The following is a 25,614-nucleotide window of genomic DNA, read 5'->3' as shown; positions in this document are numbered from 1 at the left end:
ACTTATCGGCTATAAAGATCTCTTTATATTATCCAGCCTAATAGCAGCGTCGCGCCAATCACTGTCGATGCACCACCAATACGAGTGGCTATCTGAGCAAAAGGCATTAACGACATCCGGTTGGATGCGGACAAAATTGCGACATCCCCTGTTCCACCTAGCCCGCTATGGCAACTCGTGACAATGGAGGCTTCAACCGGATACATATTTAAATACGGGGCGATGATAAAACTGATTGCCGCCATTGAAAGTACCACGGCACCACAGACCACAACATAGCCGACAGAGAATACCGCCACGACACTTTCCAGTGGAACATACAGCATCCCCAAACCAATCATCAGCGGCCATACCAGTGTTGTGGAGACAAATTTGTACCAACTATGCGCGCCCTGTTCCATTTTCGCTGGAATAACTTGCGCGTATTTACACATTACTGCAATCAAGATCATCAGCACAGGGCCGGGAATATGAACAAGATGTTCAAATAAGCCACCCACAATAAAGAAAGCACAGGTCATCAACAACCCGCCCCCCATTAATTGAAAGTCAGCTTGTTTTGGCCCTTCTTGCGAGGTGAAAATGGCGTTGTCCTTTGCCGAACGAATTAACATCCCCTCGCCATTGAGATCCTTGCGACGCATACCGATGCGCGCTAACACTCCCGCACAAATAATCGCGAAGATATTCCCAACAACGGCTGCCGGTGCGAGTTGTGCAACATAAACATCGGGTGATTGCCCAAGGATGGCGGAATAAGCTAATGACAATGGCAGGATACCTTCACCAATACCACCACCGATGATTGGCACAATAATAAAGAAGAAGGTGTGATAGAAAGTAAAGCCGAATAGTTTTCCAACCAGTAAACCGGTAGCCACCGCAGTTATCGTGCCGACTACCAGTGGAATAAACATCCGGGTCATTCCCTGAATTAGCACGATTCGATTCATTCCAAGAATACTGCCAACGACCAAACTGGCTATCACGAAATAGAGTAAATTTGCTTCCTTCATCAACAAGTGAACGGTGTCCAACGTGTTCGTTTGGAAAATGCCAAAGTAAACGAGTACCGATGGCACCATTAAGCATAAAATAGCCGGTCCACCGATATCTTTTAAAACAGGTATATGGCGACCAATGTGAGAGAGAACAAACCCCATGGTCATGATCACAGCTAAACCGCCAATCATATTTTTCGGTAAATAACTGGCATAGGCCGAAATGAATACAATGGCTGAAATCGTGATAAACAACATCATTGGCATTGTATTTATATTCATCTCGTTTATTATTGAAATAAATCTATTCATTGCGGACTTATTTGTTAAATCACTGTTTTCATTAGATTCAAGGGCGATATCCTGATTTATTTTTTTCATTTTAGACCTACAGTTGGGTAATACATAAGGATCTGGAGTTTTAGCTAATGTCGCAACAAGTTACTATTCACACAATTTATAAATGGAATAGAAACATCAATAAAATCAGTTGAAAGCATAAAAATCCGACATTGCATATCAATTCTCTTCATTGGAGTTAATGATATATGCCATTAAGCTACCACCCGATTAAAAATAAAAAACAGCTAAGCGATGAGGATTTTCAATTTTGAGAATATATCGTCAAGTTTATTATAATTAACTTAACTTGGTGTTTTGTAATTAAAAAATCCAAAGTGCATCGAGTTTATCTGTTATGCTTCTTAGTCGAAAGTCAATCAAGTCGCAATACAAACCATCAGTGACATTATCAAGGTGTTATTCAAGCTAAAATTAGCTCGTTAATAATATTCCCAAGCGGCACGCTATTCTCTTCTGAGGTGTATTAAACATATGCAAGTATACATTCTTCCGAGTTGCATATTTTTACTTTAAAAATTCATTCAACTTCTTATGGTCGAGTCACTCGTGAATGAATACTAACCTAAGAGCATCTGTACACTGACGTATTGAAGACATAGGTTTTACTGCAAAACCTAATCACCTGAAAAATATCATTTTGAACTTTAACCTCGCTAAATAAAAATAACTTATAATTTTAGAATTCAACACTGATGATAATCATAAGTATTAATTATAGTCACAAGCGTAACGTTCAATTTTATGATGAAAAATAACCTGACAATATTAATTAATAATTAGGATTATTAACATGTCAACTATATGCCTCTAATCAATATGCAAGATAAGAAATGTTTAAATTTTCATCGATTAAACAATGCTCTATAAATTGTTGTTTTCTTACTCAATAGATGAACGGAATGCTATCCCTCACAAACATTCTCACTGCATATAAAATAATCGATTAACTTCAATTACTGATTCTTGTAATAACTTAAAAAAAATAATTTATATGTGAATATTTTTTGCCTCATCACGATAGAAACGATAGCATGCGCCTCCGAAACCGAATGATCGCAATAAAAACCATAATAACTGAAGGCGCTAAGACGCTATTTATGCATTAACCTTTAGCAATCTGTGTCTGTAATACATTCACGATAATTGCTCGACAGACAAGAAAATAGGGAAATTCTATGATGTCAGGAAAACACTCCGCGGAAACCCACCACGCCGCAAAAAAACGCTGGTTAGATTCTCATGATGCTGGCTACCACAAAAGTATGGGGCGGCGTCATATACAGATGATAGCTATCGGGGGGTCTATTGGTACTGGGCTGTTTTTAGGTACGGGGGCTCGCCTACAAATGGCGGGCCCAGCGCTCGCAATAGTCTACCTAATATGTGGTATATTCTCGTTTTTTATTCTCAGAGCTCTCGGTGAACTTATCCTACACCGCCCTTCAAGTGGCAGTTTTGTTTCATACGCCAGAGAGTTTTTAGGCGAAAAAGCGTCTTATGTCGCTGGTTGGATGTATTTCCTCAACTGGGCCATGACAGGAATTGTTGATATCACTGCCGTTGCACTTTACATGCATTATTGGGGGACATTCTCCGATGTTCCTCAATGGCTATTTGCTCTCGGTGCGCTATCTATTGTCGCGACCATGAATATGATTGGTGTGAAATGGTTTGCTGAAATGGAATTCTGGTTTGCCTTAATCAAGGTCGCCGCTATTGCAATATTTCTAGCCGTCGGCGTGATATTCCTTGGCACCGGGCAGAGTGTTGCGGGACATCCGACAGGTATGCATCTGATTACCGATAATGGTGGGTTCTTCCCTCACGGATTATTACCCGCATTGATACTAGTCCAAGGTGTTATATTCGCTTTCGCTGGTATTGAATTAATTGGTACGGCGGCCGGTGAATGCAAAGACCCGGAAAAAATGCTACCTAAGGCCATTAATAGCGTTATTTGGCGCATCGGTCTGTTTTACGTCGGTTCCGTAGTGCTATTAGTTTGTTTGCTCCCCTGGAATGCTTATCAGGCAGGCCAAAGTCCCTTTGTGACATTCTTCAGCAATTTAGGTGTCCCATACATTGGCAGTATTATGAATATTGTGGTGCTATCGGCCGCACTTTCCAGCCTGAACTCTGGGCTTTACTCCACGGGCCGTATTCTACGCTCACTGTCTATGGGGGGATCTGCGCCTAAATTCATGTCCAAAATGAGCCAACAGTCTGTCCCTTATGCTGGGATATTGGTCACCGTAGGTATTTATGTCTTTGGTGTATTACTTAACTATCTTGTTCCAACACAAGTATTTGAAATTGTCCTTAACATCGCCTCTTTAGGTATTATCAGCACTTGGGGATTTATTATTGTTTGCCAGATGAAATTACGACAAGCAATCAAGCAAGGAACGGCCAAACCCGTCGCCTTTAAAATGCCCGGTGCACCCGTAACATCTTGGCTGACACTTTTCTTTTTATTTGGTGTATTAGTGATGATGGCTTTTGACTACCCGAATGGGACTTGGACTATCGCCACGGTTCCAGTAGTTGCGGTACTGCTCATTGCCGGTTGGTTCAGCTTACGCAAGCGCGCTAGCGAAGTCGCTGCAGCCCCCGTAGATGTCACATCAAAAGATAGCTTATTCAAAGAATCTGAGGCGCAGAAAATAGCGCCGAAAGAACTGTATAAACAAGAGTCAGCAGGTTAGTACGTCAATCGTTCAATTCAGCCATTGGGTGACTACACCTACTGGCTGAATTGGATCTTATGCCCCATCTGTTCAATCAAGTTTGCTCAAAAGAAAATCACGTAACACCATGGCATGGTTTTGCTCGGTATCTCTGCTGCCGTAGAGCAAAGTGATTGGGTGCTGTTTTAGCACCTCCAGTAAAGGTTGCCATGCGTTTGAGCTATTGAGTTGAGTCTGATAGCGCACGACAAACTCCGGCCAATTCAAACATTGATGAAACCATTGCCGCAGTTCATTTTCGGGTGCCACTTCTTTTAGCCATACGACGCCGTCCAAACGTGTCTTACTGATGCCACGTGGCCAAAGGCGATCCACCATAAAAGTATTCGTTTTGTAGGGTGGGTGTACATCATAAATGCGTTGCAACACAATCCTATTTGCGCTCACAGCCATCTCCCTCCACTTTTTTAATTCATTTCTGCATAGTATCAGCTTGCTGTAGGGTGGTTAATACTTAACCATCAGAATTAAAATATTCACCACAAAACTGCTGAAATAAGTTTAGGATGTCTAACGTTAGAGTGAATGATAGTGATTTCTTCATCAATACTGACATGTTATATTCGCTTCAACTGAATCATTGGTGAACATAAATGACGACTGTACCGATTAATACCACCAGGCAGATGAAACAAAAAAACGTTATGCTGGTAACGAGTACGTTAAAATCACTGATGTCAGCGACCAAAAGCGATATTGCGAACCACACCGGCCTCAGTTTAGCAACGTGCGGCACAATTTTGAATGAACTGTGCGCTAAACATGAAATTATCGAAGAGTCTCTTGATGAATCACGTGGTGGTCGGCCCGCGAAACGTTATAAATATAACTCAAACTACTTTAGTGTATTAAGTATTTATGTTGAAGGGACCGATGGCTCAGGAGTTATATCCTCACGTCTGATTTCTGCTGATAATAAAACCATTGAAGAATTCGACGAAGATTATTGTGACTTCACCCATGAAATGCTGTTAAGCCACATCCAAAGGGTGATTGATAAAAATAGTAATATCAAAGCGATAGGTTTAGGGTTACCAGGAGTGATTGTTGAAGGAAGTGTACTATCCTGCGATATTACTCACCTAGAAGGATTGGCTATTACGGACATATTAAGTGCCAAATTTGGCATATTTGTCCAAGTAGGCAATGACATAAATTATACGGCATATGGTTTTTACCGGAATAATTGCAGTAATATCGAAGCGCCTATTGCTTATATTTATATGCCAGAAAGGCATTGCGCTGGCTGTGGCATTGTTATTTCAGGTCAGATGCTAAGAGGCGCAAGCCAATTTGCCGGTGAAGTCTCAAAATTACCCTTTTATGATAGTTTGCCCGTAAACATGAATATCACAGCATCAAACCCACTCGTCATAGAGAGGCTCATCCATATCACCTCATCATTAATTACAGTGATAAACCCTGCCACCATTGCCATATCTGGCGAGCAAGTCAATCAACAATCGAGTGAAATTATCTCTAGTGAATTGTTAAAAAGATTTGATAAAAAGCACATACCTCATTTTGTTTATCGAGATAATATCAAAACCGATTATCATAATGGTATTTCTGAATATACCCTCGATGCTTTCAATAACTTCCGCATTTTTGATATTTAAGATCTTAACAACTTCTGCTTGTCCCAGCTTATTTCAGAGACAACCAACACCCCTCAACAGTAAAAAACACGGCCACTGAGCAGCGACTTGCCCTGCCCTTCAGAGCCACATTTTATTGCATTTCACTCGCCAAGAATTTTCTTGACACGATAGGCTCAAGCAATATATTTTACAACTTACTATAAGTCTTTTATTAAGTATTTGTGGCTTGATTGCTCATTCTCTTAATCAACATTAATCCAGAGTAAGGTCATTACTGAATGTCTACCTCCGCCCTCTGCTACCCTTTAGATTCTCAGGCTAAACGAGCCGCCACCAGAGCGATTTTCTTCGTCGCTGGCTTTGCAATGGGCCTTTGGGCATCTCTAGTACCTTACGCGCAAAAGAGGCTTCATTTCGATGCGGGTTCATTGGGCATGTTGCTACTCTGCTTAGGTACTGGCTCACTGCTCGCGATGCTTTTTTCAGGAAAGCTAATCGGCCGTTTTGGTTGTAAAAAGATAATGCTCTTGGGTATCGCACTAACCTGCTTTTTTCTACCCACATTGGCCATTATTGACCAATTTCCCTTAATGGCACTTTGCCTGTTCTTTTTTGGTGCTGGTATTGGTTTGGTTGATGTTGCCGTCAATGTTCAAGGTTCTATGGTTGAACAATCTTCCGATAAGCCCCTTATGTCAGGTTTTCACTGCTTATTTAGTGTCGGGTCAATTGCGGGTGCGGGAGGTGGTGCAGTACTGTTTACCATTGGCTTAGCGCCCTTAACCGTAACACTTATAGCGGTTGCCGTGATCGCAATTATCACCTCTGTTGTATTTAACGAGTTAATTCCTTTTGGTGATCATAAAGAGCCGAGTGAGAGCGTGACAACAAAACCTCGGCCGAATTTTAGGCTCTACTTAATGGCTCTAATGTGCATGATATGTTTCATGGCAGAAGGTGCAGTATTGGATTGGGGTGGCGTATTCCTGACAAATGATCGTAGCCTAGATGTCGCCCACGCTGGTTGGGGATTTGCAATATTCGGTGGCACCATGTCGGTAATGCGTTTTACGGGCGACAGAGTTGTCAGCCTGTTAGGCCGCAAACATGTCCTGATTATCAGCAGTATTTTTGCCATGATGGGTTATGCCATTGCCGTCATTTTCTCTGACTGGCGGTTCACCCTGCTTGGCTTTGCTCTGGTTGGCGTTGGGGCCGCAAATATTGTCCCAGTACTCATAACCCTAGCAAGTCAGGAGAAAGTCATGCCCGTCAATATGTCTGTTGCGATGGTCGCTACGATGGGTTATTTCGGTGTGTTAGGTGGCCCTGCATTGATCGGTTTTATTGCCCATTTAACGGATCTTTATATCGCATTTTCAATCGTTTCGCTGACATTCCTAATTATCGCAATCGGAGCTTTTAAGTTGAAATACACCCATGACTAATCGTGATTCTATCGAGATAAAGCTCGTGGAATTTTAACCTTAATATTTTAATAAATTTAAAGTGCAACTGAGTAGGTAAATTTACCGGCTAGCAGAAGTATGCTAGCTTTTTTTTAGAAAAGTTATGCCAAGATATCTTCTATCGGTTTTATTTAAAGTTTGTGAAAGAGGAGAACGAGATGAGCATCAAAATTATTGCTGTCGACATGGATGGAACCTTCCTCAACGATCAGATGAGTTTTGATCGGAAGAGATTCAGTGCGCAATATTCACAATTAAAAGAACGTGGCATAAAATTTGTTGTCGCCAGCGGTAATCAATATTATCAGTTAATTTCATTTTTTCCTGACATTGCACATGAAATCGCTTTTGTTGCTGAGAATGGTGCCTATGTAAGCAATCAGAATACTGAAGTTTTTTGTGGCGAGATCAGTCGTGATGATTGCGATAACGTATTAAAAACACTGCATCCAATCCCCTATCTGGATGTGATTCTTTGCGGTAAAGAAGGGGCACATATGCTCACTTCATCGGATCAAAGCTTCTACACCATGATGAGTCAATACTATCATCGTCTCGAAATCATTGATGATTTTAAACAAGTTACAAAACCTGCCTTTAAATTCGCCATAAGTTTACCTGACGAGAAATTAGCCGATTTTATGACGTTCGTTGAACATGAATTAGCCGGTATTGTGACGCCAGTATCCAGCGGGCATGGCTCTGTTGACTTAATAATCCCAGGGGTTCACAAAGCTAATGGGATCAAGTTGCTGCAAAATATTTGGGGAGTGAAAGACGAAGAGGTCGTCACTTTTGGTGATGGCGGTAATGATGTTGAAATGTTGCAATACGCCGGTTTCAGCCATGCCATGGCAAATGCTCCCGATAGAATTAAAAAATTAGCAAAATATCAGGCTGGATCAAATAATGACGCAGGAGTACTCAATGTTATTGATAAAGTCTTAAGAAATGAGCCGCCTTTTGTATAGACATAATTATTAGATGGCGGGAATCATTCCCGCCGATCGTTTTCAGACAGACTAAAACCTGTAATTCCCTATCCTTCAAATGCAAAAAGCCCACCGAAGTGAGCCTTAAAATACGGTAACGTTTGTTCTTAGATGCCAAAGGCAAAGTTTAGTGTTACTGACCCATCGAGTTCAGTATCTTCCGTAATAGGACCCTTCATTATGTAAGTCGGTGCTAACATAGGGCTAACGATAATATCTGCACTGAAGACTCTACCCGCTGACTGAGTATTATCCGCAGATGCCCAACCCGTAGATTGACCATTCTTATACAGCGTTGCTGCTGTGACAGCGGTAAAGGTTCCAGTTGAAGCACTAAATAATTTTGATGAAATCCCATCGACTAAAGCATTTTGTAAAACAAGCGTGTAACTGCCTATTTTTCCAGTGCTATTCACCATACCTAAGCCATAAGTACTTGTGCTTGGTGGATACATAGAGTCATCGCGGTTATCTGTCGGTTTTATATTCAAATAGGTTGTTGCATCACATGTGACGACCCAGTTTTTAGTCATTGGAGTTAAATTCGCAACACCAGAACTGGACACTTTAGTTGAACTTATCTTACCGAAATTATAAATACCATTATCAGGCGCACTGACATCGCATGTAGGGACTTTAAGTGTGCCTTTTACTTTCAATTCAGCGACAGGGGGCGCGGCATATGCCGTAGCAATGCTAAAAATCAAAGAAGATAATACAGTTAATTTAACAAGTTGCTGTTTCATTCATATATCCATATGTGGTTATAAACCACACAAAATCAATAATGGCTAGATACGACGAAAAACAGAGCCGTGATGCTTCTCACCAAGGACTGTGTATTATTTTATAAGTACATTATTGCCTTTCTGTTGATTTTTAATATCAGAGACCAAGCCTATTTTTGTAGGAATTTTCTTGTATCGAGAGTTATCAGCGAATCTATATAGAACAGTCCATTCTTGCAGATCCAGTTAACGCGAAAATCACTTGCTACATGCATGATTAGGCTGGCCAATTAAGCTTGGCCTTATGCTTTTCAAACAAACTCAACTCTTAAGCCTCCCTTAACATTGATAGCCTATGCTTGGGGAAATATCCCATATCACAAATTCTTGTTCGGGGCCCCATAGGCCGAAATGGCAAGGTAAGCTAACATCGACTTCGTCGCGCTTTGTGGGCGATAAAAACAAATTCCCTCTGGCTTATGGCACGAACCGTCTGACGTTGCATTTTTCAAACCAACGAATATGCTATTGTTAATATCGCATTCAACACCGCCTAATAAAAACATACTTCCCATATGCTTAACATGTCAGAAGAATCTGCGATGTTTAATTATTAGCATCAATAATTATAGTTACTGTGATTTTTCTTACGATTTTTAATCAAAAATCCTAGCGTCAATTTAGGATATAATCCCAATTTACATTGGAAGATAATCATTATGAAACCGAAGTCTGAATATATAAAATGCTTCTGTGTGGCGGGGCTTTGTGTACGTACAAAAAATATCAATGAATTCAATTCCAAAAGTGCAAGAATCCCAGGGCTATGGACACAATTCTATTCAGAGGGGGTGGCAGAACGTATCACAACACGACTACCAGACTCTCCTATTTTTGGCGTTTACTCGGCTTATGAATCTGACGCTACCGGCTTCTATGATTTAACCATTGGCGTATCTGTTGATAAGCCAAACAGCGATTTTGAAAACATTGCCATTGAAGCTGGAGAATATCTCGTTTTTGAAGCCAAAGGGGTCATGCCCGATGCGATTATTCACACTTGGTCTAATATCTGGTCTTATTTTGAGAAACACCCCAAGATAAGTCGTAGCTTCCTTACTGATTTTGAGGCTTATAAAAGTCCGGAGGAAGCCCATATATATATAGGCATTAGCACTACATAACCTTTTCAAATGCAATAAGTCTACATTGGGGTTCCGTCCCCAATGTAGACAAAGAAGATGTTCAAACATCATGGATTAACGCATGCGCTATTTGTATCTCAAATTGTGCAAAAGTATCGATTCGATGGCCTCCCACAATAGGGAAGCTTCGTACTCTTTAATGATAATTGCATCCGCCTCTAGCTTGGCAGCGTTTATACTCATCAGAGCCAACATCTGGCCCTAATTCATCAACAATACAACGTGCCTCCAACATGGTGGATGAATTACATGGTTGAACCATAGGGCCCTGAGATACCGGAATCGCACTAAATAACAATAAGCTTAAAATATATTCCATCGTAACTTCCTCCTTGATTAGTCGCCCCCCAAAGTGATGGACGATACGAGCATTGCTTTTAATCACTTGCAATAGCCGCCCCAATCATTGATTCATTAGTTTTCGTAATCAATGAAATTATCTTATTTGTTTACTCCATGTTGATAATGATTCTTATTATTTTTACGTATTACAGTAATGATTGAGAACCAGTGCATACAACCCACTATCCTCCCATGTAGTGCCAGCGAACTCAGGCACTTCATATTCAGTTAATGATGATCCGGGGTCATAGCTGGATTAATTCGGCTGTTCGGGTGCTGGCAGACTATTCGTACAAATGCAGAAAGGTTTTTCAGGGGCAGTTAGGCGGGCATTAAGAACACACGGAAGCCGAAGCCTCCGTGAGATATTGCACTCAATATGCAATTACATATGCTGAATAATGGCGTCGCCAAATTCGCTGCATTTCAACAGTTTAGCGCCGTCCATCAGACGTTCGAAATCGTAAGTCACTGTCTTAGCCTGAATAGCGCCTTCGGTGCCTTTGATAATCAAATCAGCCGCTTCGAACCAGCCCATATGACGCAACAGTAGATAGACCAAAAGCCAGCAACCAAATGATTCCAAAGTGGTTTCTGGCTTTTTTATTTCATTTTTCTTAGCAAAACCAGCTATCGTAACTATATGATTATTAAGTAAAGAAAAATAGTTTTGCAGAAAGACTTCCCAACTGAAATAAAATTCAATACTGTATATACAAACAGTTAAATGAAGGGTGTTTGTATGGCAAGAAATCCTAAAGATGAATTCACAGGAATGAGGGAACTGACTTCATTTGAGACAGCTCACAGCGCCTTTGGTGAGTTCATCATAATGCGCTCATCCTTCACTGATACCCTAACTGGGTTCAGGCAGATTGAACCTGAGAACTACCCTGACCAGCAAGTAATAATCCGCTTAGATGCCGCCAAGAAGCTCATCCGCGAACTACAGAGGCACGTGGATTACATCGAATCGGGTATTGAGGACATTAACACCAAAACCCGCTATCACAGTTGAAGGGGAATTTATGCTGCGTATTGATATGACGATAGATAAATGCACTGTAAATCTATATCAATCCAGTCTGCTCTATTTTTTTTCCTTCAATCTTGATATATACCAACAACACTACCATACTAATATTGTTTTCATTGAAATTAATAAAATTAATATAAAGACACACTCCAATCGACATTCGTAGTGGAAATTTTATCACTTTGCTTAAATTTAAAAAAAACAGGAAAAATCCTACGCAAATGGGCGCTAAATCCCATATAGATAGCCTAGCAATAGTGTGTATGATGCGCGACTATCAAGTATAACAACATGCACATATTTAGAATACAAAACAATAATATTAAAGAACTGCCAACACCATATATTAATTAGAGTTAATAACCATTATTAAAATAACATTAATTTATTTTAATGATAAAGCAACGTCACTTATTAATTTAAATCCTGCAAAAATTACTTACATCGAGAAAATCCCCATGCCAATCTTTAAAAAAACGTTGATTGCCATCGCGTTAACGACAATAACAACCACTTCTTCAGCTCAAATTGTAGTAAACGGTACGACAATTAATACTCCAGACGGTACCGTTGTAGATAGTGGCTTGATTAACGATTTTTCTGGGCATGCTGCGGTGGTATCAAATGGCGGAATATTAATTGCTGACGGTGGTATCACATTAATTACTGGTGGTAATGCCGCCGATGCGTTATATGCCTCTGGGACGGGATCACGCGTTGATTTTCTGCTCGGAAGTATATTAACAACGACAGGTATTGGCTCACACGGAGTATATGCTCAAACCGCAGCCAGTGTTAACTTAGATGATGCAAATATTTCGGTTTCAGGAACAAGCGCGTCCGGCATATCGCTTGTTTCTAATAGCCAAATCACACTGAACAACAGCACAGTTTCAGTAACAGGTGCGGGTGGTAAGGGCATAGCTGCTAATAATAGTTCAGTAATTGTCAATAACTCTACATTGACAACAACAGGTGCTTACCTGGGCTCAAGTGCTAGTGCTTTACAAATAGCAAATGGTTCTCGGGGGAGCATGACTGGTTCATACGCCAGTACCAGTGGTGCCTCTGCAGCTGCGGTCTTCGTTGAAACAACAAATAGTGCAAATACTCAATTCGATATCATCGACAGTACCCTTGAAACCTTTGGGGCTGGTACTGCACTGGTATCTTCTGAACTTAATGGTAATGGCTCATCTTTAGCGACTGTGAGTGGAAATACACAAATTATCACTCATCAGGCAACTGCTGTGAGTGCAAGAGGTCCAGGCGGAAGAATCGTTATTAATCCAGGAACATCGGTTAAAACTCTCGGCGCTAACAATACTGCTATCCAAGCAGTTTTAGGCGGACAAGTTGATATTTCTGGTAGTGATGTCAGCACCACCAATAATGGTGCTGTGGCGATGATGGCAAACTCTGCCAGTTCGATTAATAGTCAGGGCAATAACATCAGTACTGTGGGTAACAATGCGTATGCTATTCAGGCTAATGATAGTGGAACTACAGTCAATGTAACTAATACTAATATCACTACCAGTGGAAATAATGCTGATGCAGTGAATAGCAATACACAAGCAATTATGACTATGAATCAGCAAAATGTGAATATACACAGTCAGAATGGTAAAACGTTTAATGCTCTCGGTGGAACAATAAATGCCACACTAAATAACAGTAGCGTTATTAACAATGGCATATTAATAAATGCAGATACCGACGCTGCCCTAACGAATTTTGGTATCGTTAATCTCGATGCTAGCGATATGGTTTTAAATGGTGATATACAAGCAGGTATGGGTAGCCAAGCTAATCTTAGTCTTAGCAATACCCAATGGAATGGTCTTGCGCGTAATGGTGGTCAGGTGACTCTTGATAATAGCGCTATTTGGAATATGGTAGCCAGTTCTGATGTCGCTGGGTTAACGAACGCTGGCACAATTAACTTTTCAAATCCAGTCGCTGGTGATGTACTAACCGTGCATGGAGACTATATCGGCAACAATGGCAACTTGCTATTTAACACTGAATTAAATGACGACAACTCAATAACCGATAAAATGATTGTAGAGGGTAATACGTCTGGTAATACCCTCGTCAGTGTAACTAATGCGGGTGGGTCTGGGGCTACAACACTAAATGGCATTGAATTGATTCAGGTTAATGGATTATCTGATGGCGAGTTCGTAAAGAATGGTCGTATTGTGGCAGGAGCTTATGATTACTCTCTGATTAGGGGGGTAGGGACCAATGCCAGTAACTGGTATTTGACCAACGCAGTTGACCTTACTAATCCAGTTGACCCTACTGATCCAATTGACCCTACTGATCCAATTGAACCATCCCTGATGGTAGAACGTCCGGAAGCAAGCAGTTACACAGCTAACCTAGCAGCTGCAAATAATATGTTCGTCACACGTTTGCATGATCGTTTAGGTGAAACCCAGTACATTGATGTGCTGACTGGTGAACGTAAAGTAACCAGCCTGTGGTTACGTAACGAAGGTGGTCACAACCGCTCTCGTGATACATCAGGCCAACTGAGTACACAGGCTAATCGTTATGTCGTGCAATTGGGCGGTGATATAGCTCAATGGAGCAGCAATACAACGGACCGCTTCCATCTGGGTGTTATGGCTGGGTATGGTAATAGCAAAAGTACAACTGTTTCACGGATATCCGGCTACAATGCTAAAGGTTCAATCGACGGTTACAGCGCGGGTGTATACGGAACTTGGTACGCTAACAACGAAGATAAATCTGGACTGTATGTCGACAGTTGGGTGCAATACAGTTGGTTCAACAATAACGTTGAAGGCCAGAACTTAGCTGCTGAAGAATACAAATCCAAAGGGGTAACAGCTTCTGTCGAAAGTGGTTATACCTTTAAAGTGGGTGAAAATGCCGCTAAGAATGCCACCTACTTCATTCAGCCTAAAGCACAAGTTACCTGGATGGGTGTGAAAGCTGACGACCATAAAGAAGCCAACGGAACGAATGTGTCTGGAGAAGGTGATGGTAATATTCAGACCCGCTTGGGTGTAAAAGCCTTTATGAACGGCTACAGCGATCAGGATAAAGGTAAAGACCGTGTATTCCAGCCGTTTATTGAAGCAAATTGGATCCACAATACTAAAGATTTTGGTACTACTATGGATGGCGTGACCGTGAAACAAGACGGTGCAGCAAATGTTGCAGAAGTAAAAGTGGGCGTTGAGGGGCAATTGGATAAGCAACTGAATGTCTGGGGTAATGTTGGACAGCAAGTAGGCAATAAAGGTTACAGCGATACGGCAGTGATGTTAGGAATTAAATATAACTTCTAATACTAACTGTAGAATTAAAAAAATCAGACCGGGCGATTAAGCCCGGTTTTGTGTTTTACATTTCAGCTAACGGTGGCTCCATAACGTCAACTTCTGGCATCTGAAGACGCTGATCCACGGGTGGAGCGTGTTAGGTAGGCTGCCTCACGACAAAGAAGTGATTCAGGATATTTTGCAAGAAACGTGGGAAAGCGCTGATGATTGGTTTCAACCTTAGACGTAGTTGGAAAGCCTTGAAGAGTCGTAGCTAGTCGCTTAGTATTGCATTACATAACTTCATAAATAAATAAAATTTTAGCGATTTGAAAAGGCATTAAAAAAACAATGAAAGAAATCACCCCTCATTTGTCGCACCCCAAATACCGACCTGATATTGATGGATTAAGGGCCGTAGCTGTAATACTTGTTTTATTCTTTCATGCTAAAATATTCGGTGTTAATTCTGGATTTGTTGGTGTAGATGTTTTTTTTGTAATATCAGGATATTTGATAACATTAGGTATAAAAAATGGATTAGAAAAGGGTGATTTTTCTTTTGTTGATTTTTTCAAAAGAAGATTATGGAGATTACAGCCTGTTTTCATAGCTTTAATAATTGTAGTAACAATAATAACTACACTAACATATCTTCCTGATGATTATTTAAAGTATACCAACAGTCTAAGATACGCATCTTCATTTTTATCAAACAATTACTTCTCCAATTTGAATAATGGATATTTTACAGATGATGTAAGCATTATGCCTTTGTTGCATACGTGGTCATTATCTGTTGAGTGGCAATGGTATTTATTGCTTCCTTTTTTAATGTTTTTATTTTTTAAATTACTTAACATTAAAAAATGGGCATATTGGATATTACCATTCACAGCATTGATGATAATAGGAATTCATTTCGGATCAGTTTCAATACAATTAGATGGAATAAAAAAACTATCTTTTGTTTTTAACGATAAAAACTCACTGAAGTATTACTATAGTTTTTCAGGTCGTATTTTTGAAATGCTCATTGGTTCGTCTTTAGCTGTTATTGGAGTGTTGAAGGTTGACAGAATTCCGCAGTGGTTAAACTCGATTATTGGGCTTTGTTGCATTGTAATCATTGTTTCTATCGGGGTTAGTGATGGAATCTTGGAATTCTACCCAAATAAATATGCACTACTCGTTTGTTTAAGCTCTGCCATTTTAATATATTTGGGTGGTTCAAAAAACAAAGGATTTGCAACAAAAATATTATCGATAAAACCAATAGTATTCATTGGGTTGATATCATACTCTCTTTATATTTGGCATTGGCCGGTACTGGCATTTATTAGAAACTTAAGTATAAAAGAAACATGGAGCGTTATTTCATTAGCGTTACTTTTATCATTCTTACTTGCTATTGTCTCTTATCGTTATGTTGAGACTTTTTTCAGAAGAAAAAACTCATTATCCTTCTGGAAAACTTTAGTAGTTTTAGTGCTAATACCATATATCCTTGTATCCACACTGAACCATAAAAGTAAAGCTACTAGTGGCATTCCATCGCGATTAGGTAGCAGCTATATGAACTTGGTTCATAATAAAACGATTCAATACAATTGGATGGATAGAATAAGAAATGAATGCAATGTAGAGAATTTAAGTCTAATAATGCTTAATTGTCACTTTAATGAAGGTGCAAAAAAATCCGCGATTGTCATGGGAGACTCATACTCTGATCATTCTTGGCAGTTTTTGAAATCTATCATTAAAGATAATGATATATCACTAGAATCAAGTTCACTTGGTGGATGCTTAGCTGTAGAAGGTGATGACCAATCTGAAAAAAATATATGTACAAATAGAACTAATGAAAATTACAATAAAATCAAAAAAGGGTTTTATCAGTATGTAATTATAAGTCAAACGTGGGGGAGATATATTAGTAATGAAAATCACGCCAACACCAGCGAAGCAAAGGAAAAACTAGAGAAAGGCCTTGAAAGCTCCATAACTAAAATAATTAATAGCAACGCTAAACCAATTATTATCATTGGGATTTTTGACGCTTATAAAAATCAAAATCCATTCTATCTGGCAAAAATACAGCAAAACTCTTGTGTGATGAAAAAATACAAATCAAGAGGATTATTAAAATCCACCTGTGATTTCGATAGTAATTATAAAAATGACGAATATAGGATTTGGATTGATAATATGTTTTTACGGTTAAAAAATAAATTTCCCTCCTTGATTTTAATAAACATGTATGATTTACAATGCTCATATGGGGTATGTAAAACTGACATTAATGGCTATCCAGTGTATAGGGATTGGTCACATTTAACTGATTACTCATCGCATCAATTTGGCATTGAATACCTTAAGATGCATGGTAATATTTTCAAATAATAACCGGGCATTTCTGCCCGGTAAACCTACAGATATATAGGTTGAGGCAATAGTGGTTTTAACCACTCAGGAAGAGATTCAAAATATGTAATATATCTTAGGTCATTCGCATAAACCTCACCTAAGAAAGGATAATATTCCGGTGATTGTTGGCAACAGAACCAGCTAACAATTACCGTTTCTGTTTCATCAGAAAATTGCACATATAAAATATCCATACAACTCTCCAGTTAAAATACATAGTCAACTAAATTAGACGCAAAATTACTCAAAGTACCAACCGTTGCATTAGCTGAGTAATAAATGGTTTGCGTGGTAATTATTGGAATATTCATGGCTACATAAGTAGACCCATAACCCGCCGTAGTTGTCATAGCGCTTGCTCTCCAGCCGATCCCTGAAATGGATGAGGAAAATGCCATTCCAACAACACCGTTAGTCGATGTTCCCAGTGCGCCATCTACGCTGCAATATTTAGCATTTATGGGTATGTAATTTGGCATGTTTATCGGCAATAGCGGAGTCGTTCCCGTTGTCGTTGTTAGTACTGTGATCCTAGGGAATGAAACATTCCTATCTAACTGGTAACCAATAGTGAATTGACTGCTTGCAGTTCGCCACACACTGACCAGCGCAGACGCCGTGTAACCAGCTGGCATATTTGCGCCAGAATATACTTCTGGGGCTAGCACTGACGTAGCATTAACTGCAAGTAATGCTGATGCTTGAGTTGTGGGATTATAGATCGCATATAGCGCGACAAAGCCAGCTGTCGGAGCGGTGCCAGTGTCCATGCCGCCAGCGCCGATGGCCGCAAGGTTAATTGTTTTATTGAAATTGCTCAGCTTGTATTGGCGTCCACCTAATGCCGTTTGCACTATTAACTCATCAGCGGTGAAAGTAGCCGTTGCAGATGCAGCCGTAACGCTCATCTTTGCATTACGGGAGGTACCCACTACGCCCGTTAATTGCGGTAAATGTGCAACGTCGCTTAAACCAAGGTTGGCGAGAGTAGTCGCAAGCGCGACAGCACCGGCGTTTTTAATTTCCACAAGGTTATTGACTGTTTTTAAAAAGCCGCCGTCAGTGATTAATTTAGAGACAGCAGTGGCGACCTGATCGAATTGATCGCTGTCTGGCTCAATATCAGCGGCCGCTAAGATGTTAATTAATTCGCGCTGAATAGTATTCAACCACTCTGCAGGTAATATCGTTGGCGGCACTCCACCCGCAACATTGCCGTCAGTAAATTCACCATTACTGTCCGCACGCGTATTCGGTATATCACCAATTTTTTGCATAGAAAATCCTCGCCAGTGAAGGCGTTAAACAAATGGGTAAAGGGTAATTATTTAATTAACGTAACCAAATTTAAGAATGGTATGAGAGGGGTTTAATACGGTTAATCGACATTCAAGTTGTTTATTTCCCCACGAACGCAGCGGATCACCGCAATACGTTAAACCACACTGAGCATAATTGATGGTGGTTTCTGGTGCGGTAATCAACCAAGTAAAAGGCCATTCATCGCCATTCAAAGCATCACCACAAACCGACATCCCAGCACATGCCTGCCTGTATTGGGTTATTGAGATGGTGTAGCCTAATGCCTCAGCAACACGGATAAAATACGCAACAGACTGACCACCTATGCCGAACAGCTTGGATACCACGGCCCTCTGACGCTGAACAATGCTGTCTATCTCACCTATTGCACATAAATCAGGTAACCCGAGTGTTGCTTCCCATTCAGGCAGCATTGCGGTCGCTGTCGATGGAAAAGCCGCATCGAGCAAATCACGCGCATCTTCATCACTGCGTTGGAAAGATCGAGCTAGTGCGCGTAACGTACTGGTTTGAACGCCGTTAAGTTGCTGAGGCCAAACCAGACCGACAGGCATCAGTGCCTGAAGCGCGGCGGTATACTCATTCACAGAATAACGACTCATAGGTAGGTCACCGTGCCCCGGACAGGTAGTTGTCCAGCCTCAAGCTGAATATTTGTCGTCGGAGAGCCAAGAATAAAACCACTGGTCCCCGTAACATCACCAATGGCCAGCAGCAGTGACGACAGTAAAATTTTCCCGCCTGGTTCGCCCTCGGTAAAAAAAACCTCATCAATAGCCGTATTAATTGCCAAGGTTGTTTCACTGGATGCCGTAGGTATACCACTGATAACAAAATTGACAGGCGCGGCGACCGGTGCGCAAACATAAATGATGGCGATAATGGGCTGTAAGGGGTAAACGTGATCAGCGACCCGCCCCTGATCACCCGTCGCTTTCACTGCCCCCCACTCTTCGAGCTGTGAAACCCCATCCGTCCCGATCGGAAAACCACCGGAATCATTGCCATCGCACATAATATAAATACCGACCGTGCCAACGCCTTGTAAGCGGCGCTTCACCCAGCAACGAGTCACCCCCGGCACCGCCAAAGCCCAGCCGCGATAATCGGTATCATTGCCGCCTTGGGGCGTATTTTGATAAGCCAGTAACATACGGGAACGAAAAACATCTTCTGATTCAATATCCGCACCGCCAGATATTTTAATTATCGCAGTTGCTACCGATTGAACACCATCAATGGCCACATCCAATGTCAGAGATGTCCCAGCATCCGCATTTCCTGCCACGCCGCCGCCAGTCGTGTCATCCAGTACGCTAGGGAGAACGGCAGTGATTGAGCCGGTGGCAGTACCGCCTGCACCCAACGTTAACTCATTATCGAGGCGATATTGATAACCATCAGCCCGATTCAAAAGGCTGCTAGCGGCAATAACGCGACCTGCAGTCCCGCTAAACTCGACAGCCGAAGAGGTTGCAGGGTTGGCGGGTTTGCGAAACACATCTTTCAACGCGGCCCACGCAGCAAGATATTCATCAGTAGCATTATAAGGTGTGGATTGCAGCGCAATATAATCCAGATAACCGTAGTGCAGATGTGCCATGCCTGCATCTGCATCACTGATCACGCCGATATTGGAAAAACGTAATAAATTACCGCCAGTTTTGAGCTCTGATTGAATATAAGACAGATTACGCTGGCGCAGTTCGCTTAATGTGGGGCGATTAAATGGCATGTATTAGGTCTCCCATACCCATGAGAATTTAACAGAAGCCTCTGATTGAGCTGGTTGTTGATAGCTGATGATCAGATTCAGTCTATTGGGGAACACTATCTGAGCATTGGCACTTATGGCGGTCACAACACCATCATCAAGTAGCCACGCAACGGCTTCGTTAGCATAGTCCTCGGCCTTTAGTGCAACTTTAGTGGTAAGTTTTTCGCGACGAAGTAACCATAAACGGGAGCCTATCGGATACTCTGAACCGGTATCCCCCCACCACCCTCGGCGGTCATCGCTCTCGATAGCATCATCAGCACGGGCCAACCGATCCGTGAACAAACTAATCAAAATAGCCGTTTCTAAATCATCACCATCCCGCAACCCACCACCGCCTGTTTGCCAGTCGCCCAGCAATTTGTCTGGCTCCCAAACTGTTTTGATGTCGGTTGTCATTGAACCACCTTCCCCGTCACTTCACTGGTTAATGTCGAACTGCCACCCTGAACATTTTTAAGCTGGTGATTGTGGGTGTTATAGGCTTCGCGCAAGGTTTTCAGTGTGGTGCTATTGCTGCCAGCGTTATCAATAATATCGCCGCTGACCTCCAGCAAAGGCGTATTTAGCCGCACTTTTTCCGAAGCATTAATCGTCACCTCAGTCGCATTATTGACCGTGACCGGCTGGCCATTAGCCTCAATAATCACGCCAGCTTCAGTGAGCTTGATGTATTGCCCCCATTGCGAGTAAATCACCGTTTCCCCCGGATTTAACCACGCATGGCGAAAATACTGGTGGTTTGAACCAATAATGACTGCGCTTGACCTGTCGCCACCTAAAAACCCGATAACCACATCCGTACCAGCGGGTAACCCGGACGAAAAACCAAATTCAGCCAGCCTTGGGGTGTCATCACGTACCTCAAGCGGCGTTTGGTATTGAACAGTTTGAACGGTGCCGCCATCATTGCTGCCCGTCACCCGACCAACGCCGATCATCATTTTTATTTGCCGGTATAATTTGGAGAGTTGCCCTGATTCGCTCATCGTTGGTTAAGCTCTATAACATTGGAATAAAATTCGTAAGGCTGGACGGTAAAGGCTTCGGGGGGCATCAGTACCATTTGCGCAGCAGTACCGTGATCGTCTTTGAGGTAAGTCACCTCAGATAACAGCCAGAGTTCATCCTTTAGACCAAAGACAGGCAAATCAATTGGGATTAGCGTATTGGGTTCCCATAACTTGCCGTTTTTATCCCGCCAGCTATCGACTGTCACCAATAACTCTTTAGAGCGCCCATAGCGTCGATTCATTTCCCAATCAATACAGTCCTGAGCTTTGTTAAAAGAATTCAACGTGCTTTCAACGATAATAATGCGGTTGCGATATCGCATCTTTGCCGCCTGTGGATCGCGACTTCTGGCCAGAGTTAAGGCGTCATACCCACCGGAGGGCGACTGTTCAGCGAGGGGGTTAACAGACATGGAGACGCCGGTATAATCAGAAAAGCGTTGATCCATACCGGCGTTATACGCGGCATCTTCAATATTGACACCTTGTGCTACCCCGCTGGACGCTTTACGGGTACCCACTCGAGTCAGCGTTAAATTGCCATCCGGCTGGTCGTAATACAATAACGCGGCCCAGCGGGTGATGCGGTCAATAATCTCTTGGGGAGATTCCCCCCAGTTCAAGGTAAATTGAGGCACAATATCTAAATCGGTCACGTCGGTTGATACGACAATACCGTAAGGCGCAGCCAGCTTTTGGGCGATTTGCAGGGCTGTCGATTGGCTGATGACGTTATTAGGCCACTCAGCGGAGCAATCAACCAGATCCTGACACTTACTCCTGCCGGTTGCTCTAACCTCACGACGGTTACGACTGATCATGGGAGCCCATCGGTCAATGTACCCCGTCAGCACAACGTCATCACCCAAATTAACGATACAAGCATCTCCCGGATTGACCCACTGCTGGTTATCACTCCCCGGATAAAGGTCCATCAATGACAGACTGAAATCACTGGGTAGCCGCTCGATGCTCCGAGTGACCCTGATATTATCCCAGCCGGTAATCAGCTTATTGCCAATGCGCAACGTCAGGTCATCACTCATGAATTCAACGCCTTAAACCGAGTGGGCATGAATGCCGGATGAACAGGATTAGCCATTTTCACTAACGCATCACCTCGCCGTGCATCCTGATAGAGTCTGTTGGCCAGATTAAGCGCAGGTAATGAACGATTAAAACTGACGACGCCAACACGGGATAAGTTCGCCCCCGTTTGCTGTAGCAACGTGACGATAGACTCCCGCAACTCAATTAATGCTTGATACACGTCATCATTACCGGTATCAGCAGCAGAGAGCGCCGCGCTATCCACAACATCACAAACCCGCGTCAATATATCGACGGCATCGTCATAGCTTTCAGGTTGATATTGCGAAGCGGCAAACACCATCGCACCGGCGCACAACACAATAATGAGCTGATAACTGGCATCTGCGGTGCTGTTGTCGCTGGGGTTCGGTCGAAAAGTATCGTCATGGATGGCCGTTAATTCTTGCATCATACGGATTAAATCAAGGGTACTGGCTCCGCTGTCCAATATGGCATTCACGACCGCTAACGCAGCATTAGCATGCCCCTCAATCGTCGCGGCCTCTTTGAATGTATCAGTCGCATCAGCGAGAGAGGCTCGCCCCTCGACTGAAACCGCCATTCGTTGAGCCACCAGCGCGGACAGGTTCGTTGTGTCGTTCTGTGTGCTTACCGATGCCGTGGCCCCTGATACACTCCCCCCAACCGTACCGTGATTAAAACGGCCATAACGATCACGTCCAAGCGTTGAGCGGAGTACATTACCCAGATTTGTTGCCTCACTGGTGGTTGAATTCACCATATTGACCCAAAATGCTGCCGTACTTTTCAGTGTTTTGATGGTTTGAGTGACAGAGCGGATCTCACCTTTGACCGTCGCAATGAATGTCGCCACGGATTTGGAGGCTAGACCAAACCATGACGACTGAATAGACGAAACGGCATCTGCTGAACTGGTGACAGAAAACACCCGCAAACCCGACTCGATGATCGTGAGCGTAAACTCGAAAACACGCCCCGACTCAGCCCCCTCATTCAGACGAAGACCGCTTTCAGGAATACTGACCGTCATTTCGCCCAGCGTTGGGTGTACTAATGTTCCGGTATCGGCCATTTCACAGGCCGCGATCAATGAATCGCGCTGGGTCATAACGTCGGGCGCGTTGTAAAGGCCGCTACCCTGAATAAGAAAACCACGGATAGTCATGCGGCGAGTGGCACGGCCTAAATCCTCAATCCATGCAGTATCGCGATAAGGGTATTCATGAATAGCCTGACGACGACCGAAAACACCCTCCGCAGTCATTACGGCGAAGGGTACCCCCCTGAAAGATGCAGGGTGGAGGTGTTCAGACCATTGCCAACTATCACCGCCCGTACCTAATAAATCCGAAAGTGCGTTACTGATCAGTGACATCTAGGCCCCCTGAAAATAAAAACCCCCGCCAGGGCGAGGGTGTTGTTTGTGTATCACGAGGGGTAACTCATTGATGTTGATATCTTCGCCCCTTTTTGTGCGGTGATTTTTTGGCGTTCCCCCGTTTTATCCGTAATCAGCGTAATTTCAATTTCCGACTTTTCTCCCCCCCTATCTTGGGTGATATCATTAATGTCTCTTCCACTTTGCTGGGATGAGTTAATGGATGCTGGCGATAACGCGTTGATATCAGAGGGAGCGGTGGTTAACTCGCCTGGCTGAGGATGAATAGCAGGCAAACCCGGCATGATCTTCTGGAGGTAGTTGCGTGTTTCAGCGGGAGCTTGCCCCAACCCGTAATTTTTGACATTCCCCTGCCCCCAGTTATAAGAAGCAACGGCCTTATTGACATCCCCGTCAAACATTTTAAGCAAGTCAGAAAGATACTTGGCTGCCGCTTCGCTGGATTTATTGAAGTCCATTCGGTCATCCATCGAATTTAAGCCATAATCCCGACCTGTTGGCGGCATAAACTGGAACGGTCCCTGCGCCCCTTTCGGAGACAGGAGATTTTTTCCGCGACCAGACTCCGCCTGATAGACACGATCAAGGATCGTAGGTGGAAGGTTATACTGCGACTCTAACTGCTTTAGTCTCACCTGTTGCTGATCTTCACCAGGGAGCGCGTAAGGTGTATTGATCGGCGGTGGTGCCCTCATTCCCGATACATCGGAGGCAAAACCCTCAACACGATCTTTTAACCCGTATTCATTTTGATATTTTTCGCGCAGGCTATCTGTCAGCGTCCCCATGCTAAGCGCTAACTTATCGAAATAGCCTAATCTTGACTTAAAATCATCATCATTACTCATCCGATCAATTTTTCCCTGATCGGTGGTCACGATAGACCGGCGCTGTTTTAACCTTTCGCCCGTGCCACTCCCCGCCATTAACGCCCCCGTCCCTGCACGCATACGGCTAATCAGCCCATCCCATGCCGCGCTGGTGCGGTTAAATTCGTCTTTCAAAACAGCCGCATTCTTTAAGTCATTTTCATTGATAATTAAGCCGTCTCTTTGAGCCTGATCCTTAAGTTGCTTAACCTCATTAGTTGTTTTGCGCAATAAACTCAATAACTCGGGAGGGAGGTTCAACTTACTGGCGAACAGAGCCTGCTGCCCAGGAGACAGCGTTTGCATATGCTTATTGAGGTCAGTCACCAATTTATCTACATCAGCCAACCCCTCTTTTGTCTCGCTGATCCCGATCCCTGCCTGAGATAATATGGCGAGAAAACCAGCGTTGCGTCCATGTGCCGCATCGTTAGCCTGTGAGAACAAACCACTTAATGACGATTCCGCCTCTTTGCGCTCGGTGCCGTTCTCAATCATGGCCCCCGTCAGCTCCTGAAAAGCCTGCGTTGTCATACTGATATTTTTAGCCGTGGTTTCGATGCGGTAACCCGTGCTCGCAAAATCACTCAAACTGTTTTTTACAACATTGATAACCGTTGCAGCGCCACCCAGCCCGAAAGTTAAACCACCGACCATTTTAAGGGGCGGTACCAGATCGCCGATAAACTGCACCCCGTCACGCGCAAATTGCCCCATTCCTTTGAGGCGAGTATTCAGATCATCAATACCTTCAGTCGACTCCTGCCCACCCAGCTTAAGGCCCTCGCGCGTTTTATCCAGATCGGGAAGGAGGTTTTTAACAGCCTCTTCGATGCGCTGAATGGAGGCCGATGCCTGATCTGACGCAGTCAGTTCAAAATCAAATGCATTACCCATCTTTACCCGCCTTAACCTTGTTAATTCTGACCGCTTGCTGATACCACCACTG

The 25,614-nt window shown here is 42.9% G+C and carries 21 protein-coding genes and 2 pseudogenes; 9 read left to right on the top strand and 14 right to left on the bottom strand.

Features of this window, described 5'->3' with window-relative positions:
- Positions 1 to 23: 23 nt before the first annotated feature.
- A complete protein-coding gene (locus BN68_RS03190) occupies positions 24 to 1,382 on the bottom strand; it encodes a 2-hydroxycarboxylate transporter family protein (RefSeq protein ID WP_019209703.1) in 1,359 nt (452 codons plus the stop codon).
- 1,157 nt (positions 1,383 to 2,539) lie between these two features.
- Between BN68_RS03190 and ansP the strand changes: the two genes are divergently transcribed.
- Positions 2,540 to 4,069: an L-asparagine permease gene (gene ansP, locus BN68_RS03185; RefSeq protein WP_019209702.1), complete on the top strand. Its 1,530-nt coding sequence runs from the start codon at positions 2,540 to 2,542 to the stop codon at positions 4,067 to 4,069.
- Between the two features lie 72 nt (positions 4,070 to 4,141).
- Here the strand turns inward: ansP and BN68_RS03180 are convergent, their stop codons facing one another.
- Entirely contained in the window at positions 4,142 to 4,504 is a 363-nt protein-coding gene (locus tag BN68_RS03180; RefSeq protein ID WP_019209701.1) for a DUF488 domain-containing protein, read from the bottom strand.
- A 200-nt stretch (positions 4,505 to 4,704) separates the two neighbouring features.
- Here BN68_RS03180 and BN68_RS03175 point away from each other — a divergent pair, with 200 nt between their 5' ends.
- The 3 genes from BN68_RS03175 (at position 4,705) to BN68_RS03165 (ending at position 8,152) form a co-directional block, all read left to right on the top strand.
- On the top strand, positions 4,705 to 5,730 hold the full coding sequence (locus BN68_RS03175) for an ROK family protein (protein WP_042806382.1): 1,026 nt from the start codon (positions 4,705 to 4,707) through the stop codon (positions 5,728 to 5,730).
- A 260-nt stretch (positions 5,731 to 5,990) separates the two neighbouring features.
- The gene (locus BN68_RS03170) at positions 5,991 to 7,160 is read left to right on the top strand and encodes an MFS transporter (protein ID WP_019209700.1); all 1,170 of its coding nucleotides are present in this window, start codon (positions 5,991 to 5,993) and stop codon (positions 7,158 to 7,160) included.
- A 179-nt stretch (positions 7,161 to 7,339) separates the two neighbouring features.
- A complete protein-coding gene (locus BN68_RS03165; RefSeq protein WP_019209699.1) occupies positions 7,340 to 8,152 on the top strand; it encodes a Cof-type HAD-IIB family hydrolase in 813 nt (270 codons plus the stop codon).
- Positions 8,153 to 8,280: 128 nt separating this feature from the next.
- On the opposite strand, the gene BN68_RS03160 is transcribed toward BN68_RS03165, so the two are convergent.
- Positions 8,281 to 8,919, bottom strand: a complete 639-nt coding sequence (locus BN68_RS03160) for a DUF1120 domain-containing protein (RefSeq protein ID WP_019209698.1) — start codon at positions 8,917 to 8,919, stop codon at positions 8,281 to 8,283.
- 701 nt (positions 8,920 to 9,620) lie between these two features.
- On the opposite strand from BN68_RS03160, the gene BN68_RS03155 reads away from it, so the two are divergent.
- The gene (locus BN68_RS03155; protein ID WP_019209697.1) at positions 9,621 to 10,085 is read left to right on the top strand and encodes a GyrI-like domain-containing protein; all 465 of its coding nucleotides are present in this window, start codon (positions 9,621 to 9,623) and stop codon (positions 10,083 to 10,085) included.
- 157 nt (positions 10,086 to 10,242) lie between these two features.
- On the opposite strand, the gene BN68_RS03150 is transcribed toward BN68_RS03155, so the two are convergent.
- Positions 10,243 to 10,425 (bottom strand): hypothetical protein, encoded by a 183-nt coding sequence (locus BN68_RS03150; RefSeq protein ID WP_019209696.1) that lies wholly within the window; start codon positions 10,423 to 10,425, stop codon positions 10,243 to 10,245.
- 408 nt (positions 10,426 to 10,833) lie between these two features.
- A pseudogene (locus BN68_RS03145) lies at positions 10,834 to 11,001 on the bottom strand (NADP-dependent isocitrate dehydrogenase); the annotation flags it as partial.
- 189 nt (positions 11,002 to 11,190) lie between these two features.
- Here BN68_RS03145 and BN68_RS03140 point away from each other — a divergent pair.
- The 4 genes and pseudogenes from BN68_RS03140 to BN68_RS03130 all read left to right on the top strand — a co-directional run bounded on the left by BN68_RS03140 (position 11,191) and on the right by BN68_RS03130 (position 17,186).
- Complete coding sequence (locus tag BN68_RS03140) at positions 11,191 to 11,466, top strand: hypothetical protein (RefSeq protein ID WP_019209694.1); 276 nt, start codon at positions 11,191 to 11,193, stop codon at positions 11,464 to 11,466.
- 476 nt (positions 11,467 to 11,942) lie between these two features.
- Positions 11,943 to 14,810, top strand: a complete 2,868-nt coding sequence (locus BN68_RS03135; protein ID WP_019209693.1) for an autotransporter outer membrane beta-barrel domain-containing protein — start codon at positions 11,943 to 11,945, stop codon at positions 14,808 to 14,810.
- Positions 14,811 to 14,925: 115 nt separating this feature from the next.
- Positions 14,926 to 15,027: pseudogene (locus BN68_RS23155) on the top strand (DinI-like family protein); the annotation flags it as partial.
- Positions 15,028 to 15,134: 107 nt separating this feature from the next.
- Positions 15,135 to 17,186, top strand: coding sequence for an acyltransferase family protein (locus BN68_RS03130; RefSeq protein ID WP_019209692.1), 2,052 nt, complete (start codon positions 15,135 to 15,137; stop codon positions 17,184 to 17,186).
- 26 nt (positions 17,187 to 17,212) lie between these two features.
- Here BN68_RS03130 and BN68_RS23825 read toward each other — a convergent pair whose 3' ends face one another.
- The 9 genes from BN68_RS23825 to BN68_RS03090 are packed head-to-tail and all read right to left on the bottom strand — an operon-like array spanning position 17,213 to position 25,562.
- The gene (locus tag BN68_RS23825) at positions 17,213 to 17,404 is read right to left on the bottom strand and encodes a hypothetical protein (RefSeq protein ID WP_155965356.1); all 192 of its coding nucleotides are present in this window, start codon (positions 17,402 to 17,404) and stop codon (positions 17,213 to 17,215) included.
- A gap of 12 nt (positions 17,405 to 17,416) precedes the next feature.
- On the bottom strand, positions 17,417 to 18,487 hold the full coding sequence (locus BN68_RS24550) for a hypothetical protein (protein WP_019209691.1): 1,071 nt from the start codon (positions 18,485 to 18,487) through the stop codon (positions 17,417 to 17,419).
- 51 nt (positions 18,488 to 18,538) lie between these two features.
- On the bottom strand, positions 18,539 to 19,135 hold the full coding sequence (locus BN68_RS03120; protein ID WP_019209690.1) for a YmfQ family protein: 597 nt from the start codon (positions 19,133 to 19,135) through the stop codon (positions 18,539 to 18,541).
- Positions 19,132 to 20,268: a baseplate J/gp47 family protein gene (locus BN68_RS03115; protein WP_019209689.1), complete on the bottom strand. Its 1,137-nt coding sequence runs from the start codon at positions 20,266 to 20,268 to the stop codon at positions 19,132 to 19,134. Before BN68_RS03115 ends, BN68_RS03120 begins: the two co-directional genes overlap by 4 nt.
- A 3-nt stretch (positions 20,269 to 20,271) precedes the next feature.
- Complete coding sequence (locus BN68_RS03110; RefSeq protein WP_019209688.1) at positions 20,272 to 20,709, bottom strand: phage GP46 family protein; 438 nt, start codon at positions 20,707 to 20,709, stop codon at positions 20,272 to 20,274.
- Positions 20,706 to 21,299, bottom strand: a complete 594-nt coding sequence (locus tag BN68_RS03105) for a phage baseplate assembly protein domain-containing protein (protein ID WP_042806381.1) — start codon at positions 21,297 to 21,299, stop codon at positions 20,706 to 20,708. Before BN68_RS03105 ends, BN68_RS03110 begins: the two co-directional genes overlap by 4 nt.
- Positions 21,296 to 22,369 (bottom strand): phage baseplate assembly protein, encoded by a 1,074-nt coding sequence (locus BN68_RS03100; RefSeq protein WP_019209686.1) that lies wholly within the window; start codon positions 22,367 to 22,369, stop codon positions 21,296 to 21,298. The genes BN68_RS03105 and BN68_RS03100 overlap by 4 nt, the downstream gene beginning before the upstream one ends.
- On the bottom strand, positions 22,366 to 23,772 hold the full coding sequence (locus tag BN68_RS03095) for a DNA circularization protein (protein WP_019209685.1): 1,407 nt from the start codon (positions 23,770 to 23,772) through the stop codon (positions 22,366 to 22,368). The genes BN68_RS03100 and BN68_RS03095 overlap by 4 nt, the downstream gene beginning before the upstream one ends.
- A 53-nt stretch (positions 23,773 to 23,825) precedes the next feature.
- Positions 23,826 to 25,562, bottom strand: a complete 1,737-nt coding sequence (locus BN68_RS03090; RefSeq protein ID WP_019209684.1) for a lytic transglycosylase domain-containing protein — start codon at positions 25,560 to 25,562, stop codon at positions 23,826 to 23,828.
- Positions 25,563 to 25,614: the final 52 nt, after the last annotated feature.

Source organism: Yersinia massiliensis CCUG 53443 (genome assembly GCF_000312485.1).
Lineage (GTDB): Bacteria > Pseudomonadota > Gammaproteobacteria > Enterobacterales > Enterobacteriaceae > Yersinia > Yersinia massiliensis.
Note: the sequence above shows the minus strand (reverse complement) of the source record. Positions and strands in the feature narration are given on the sequence as shown.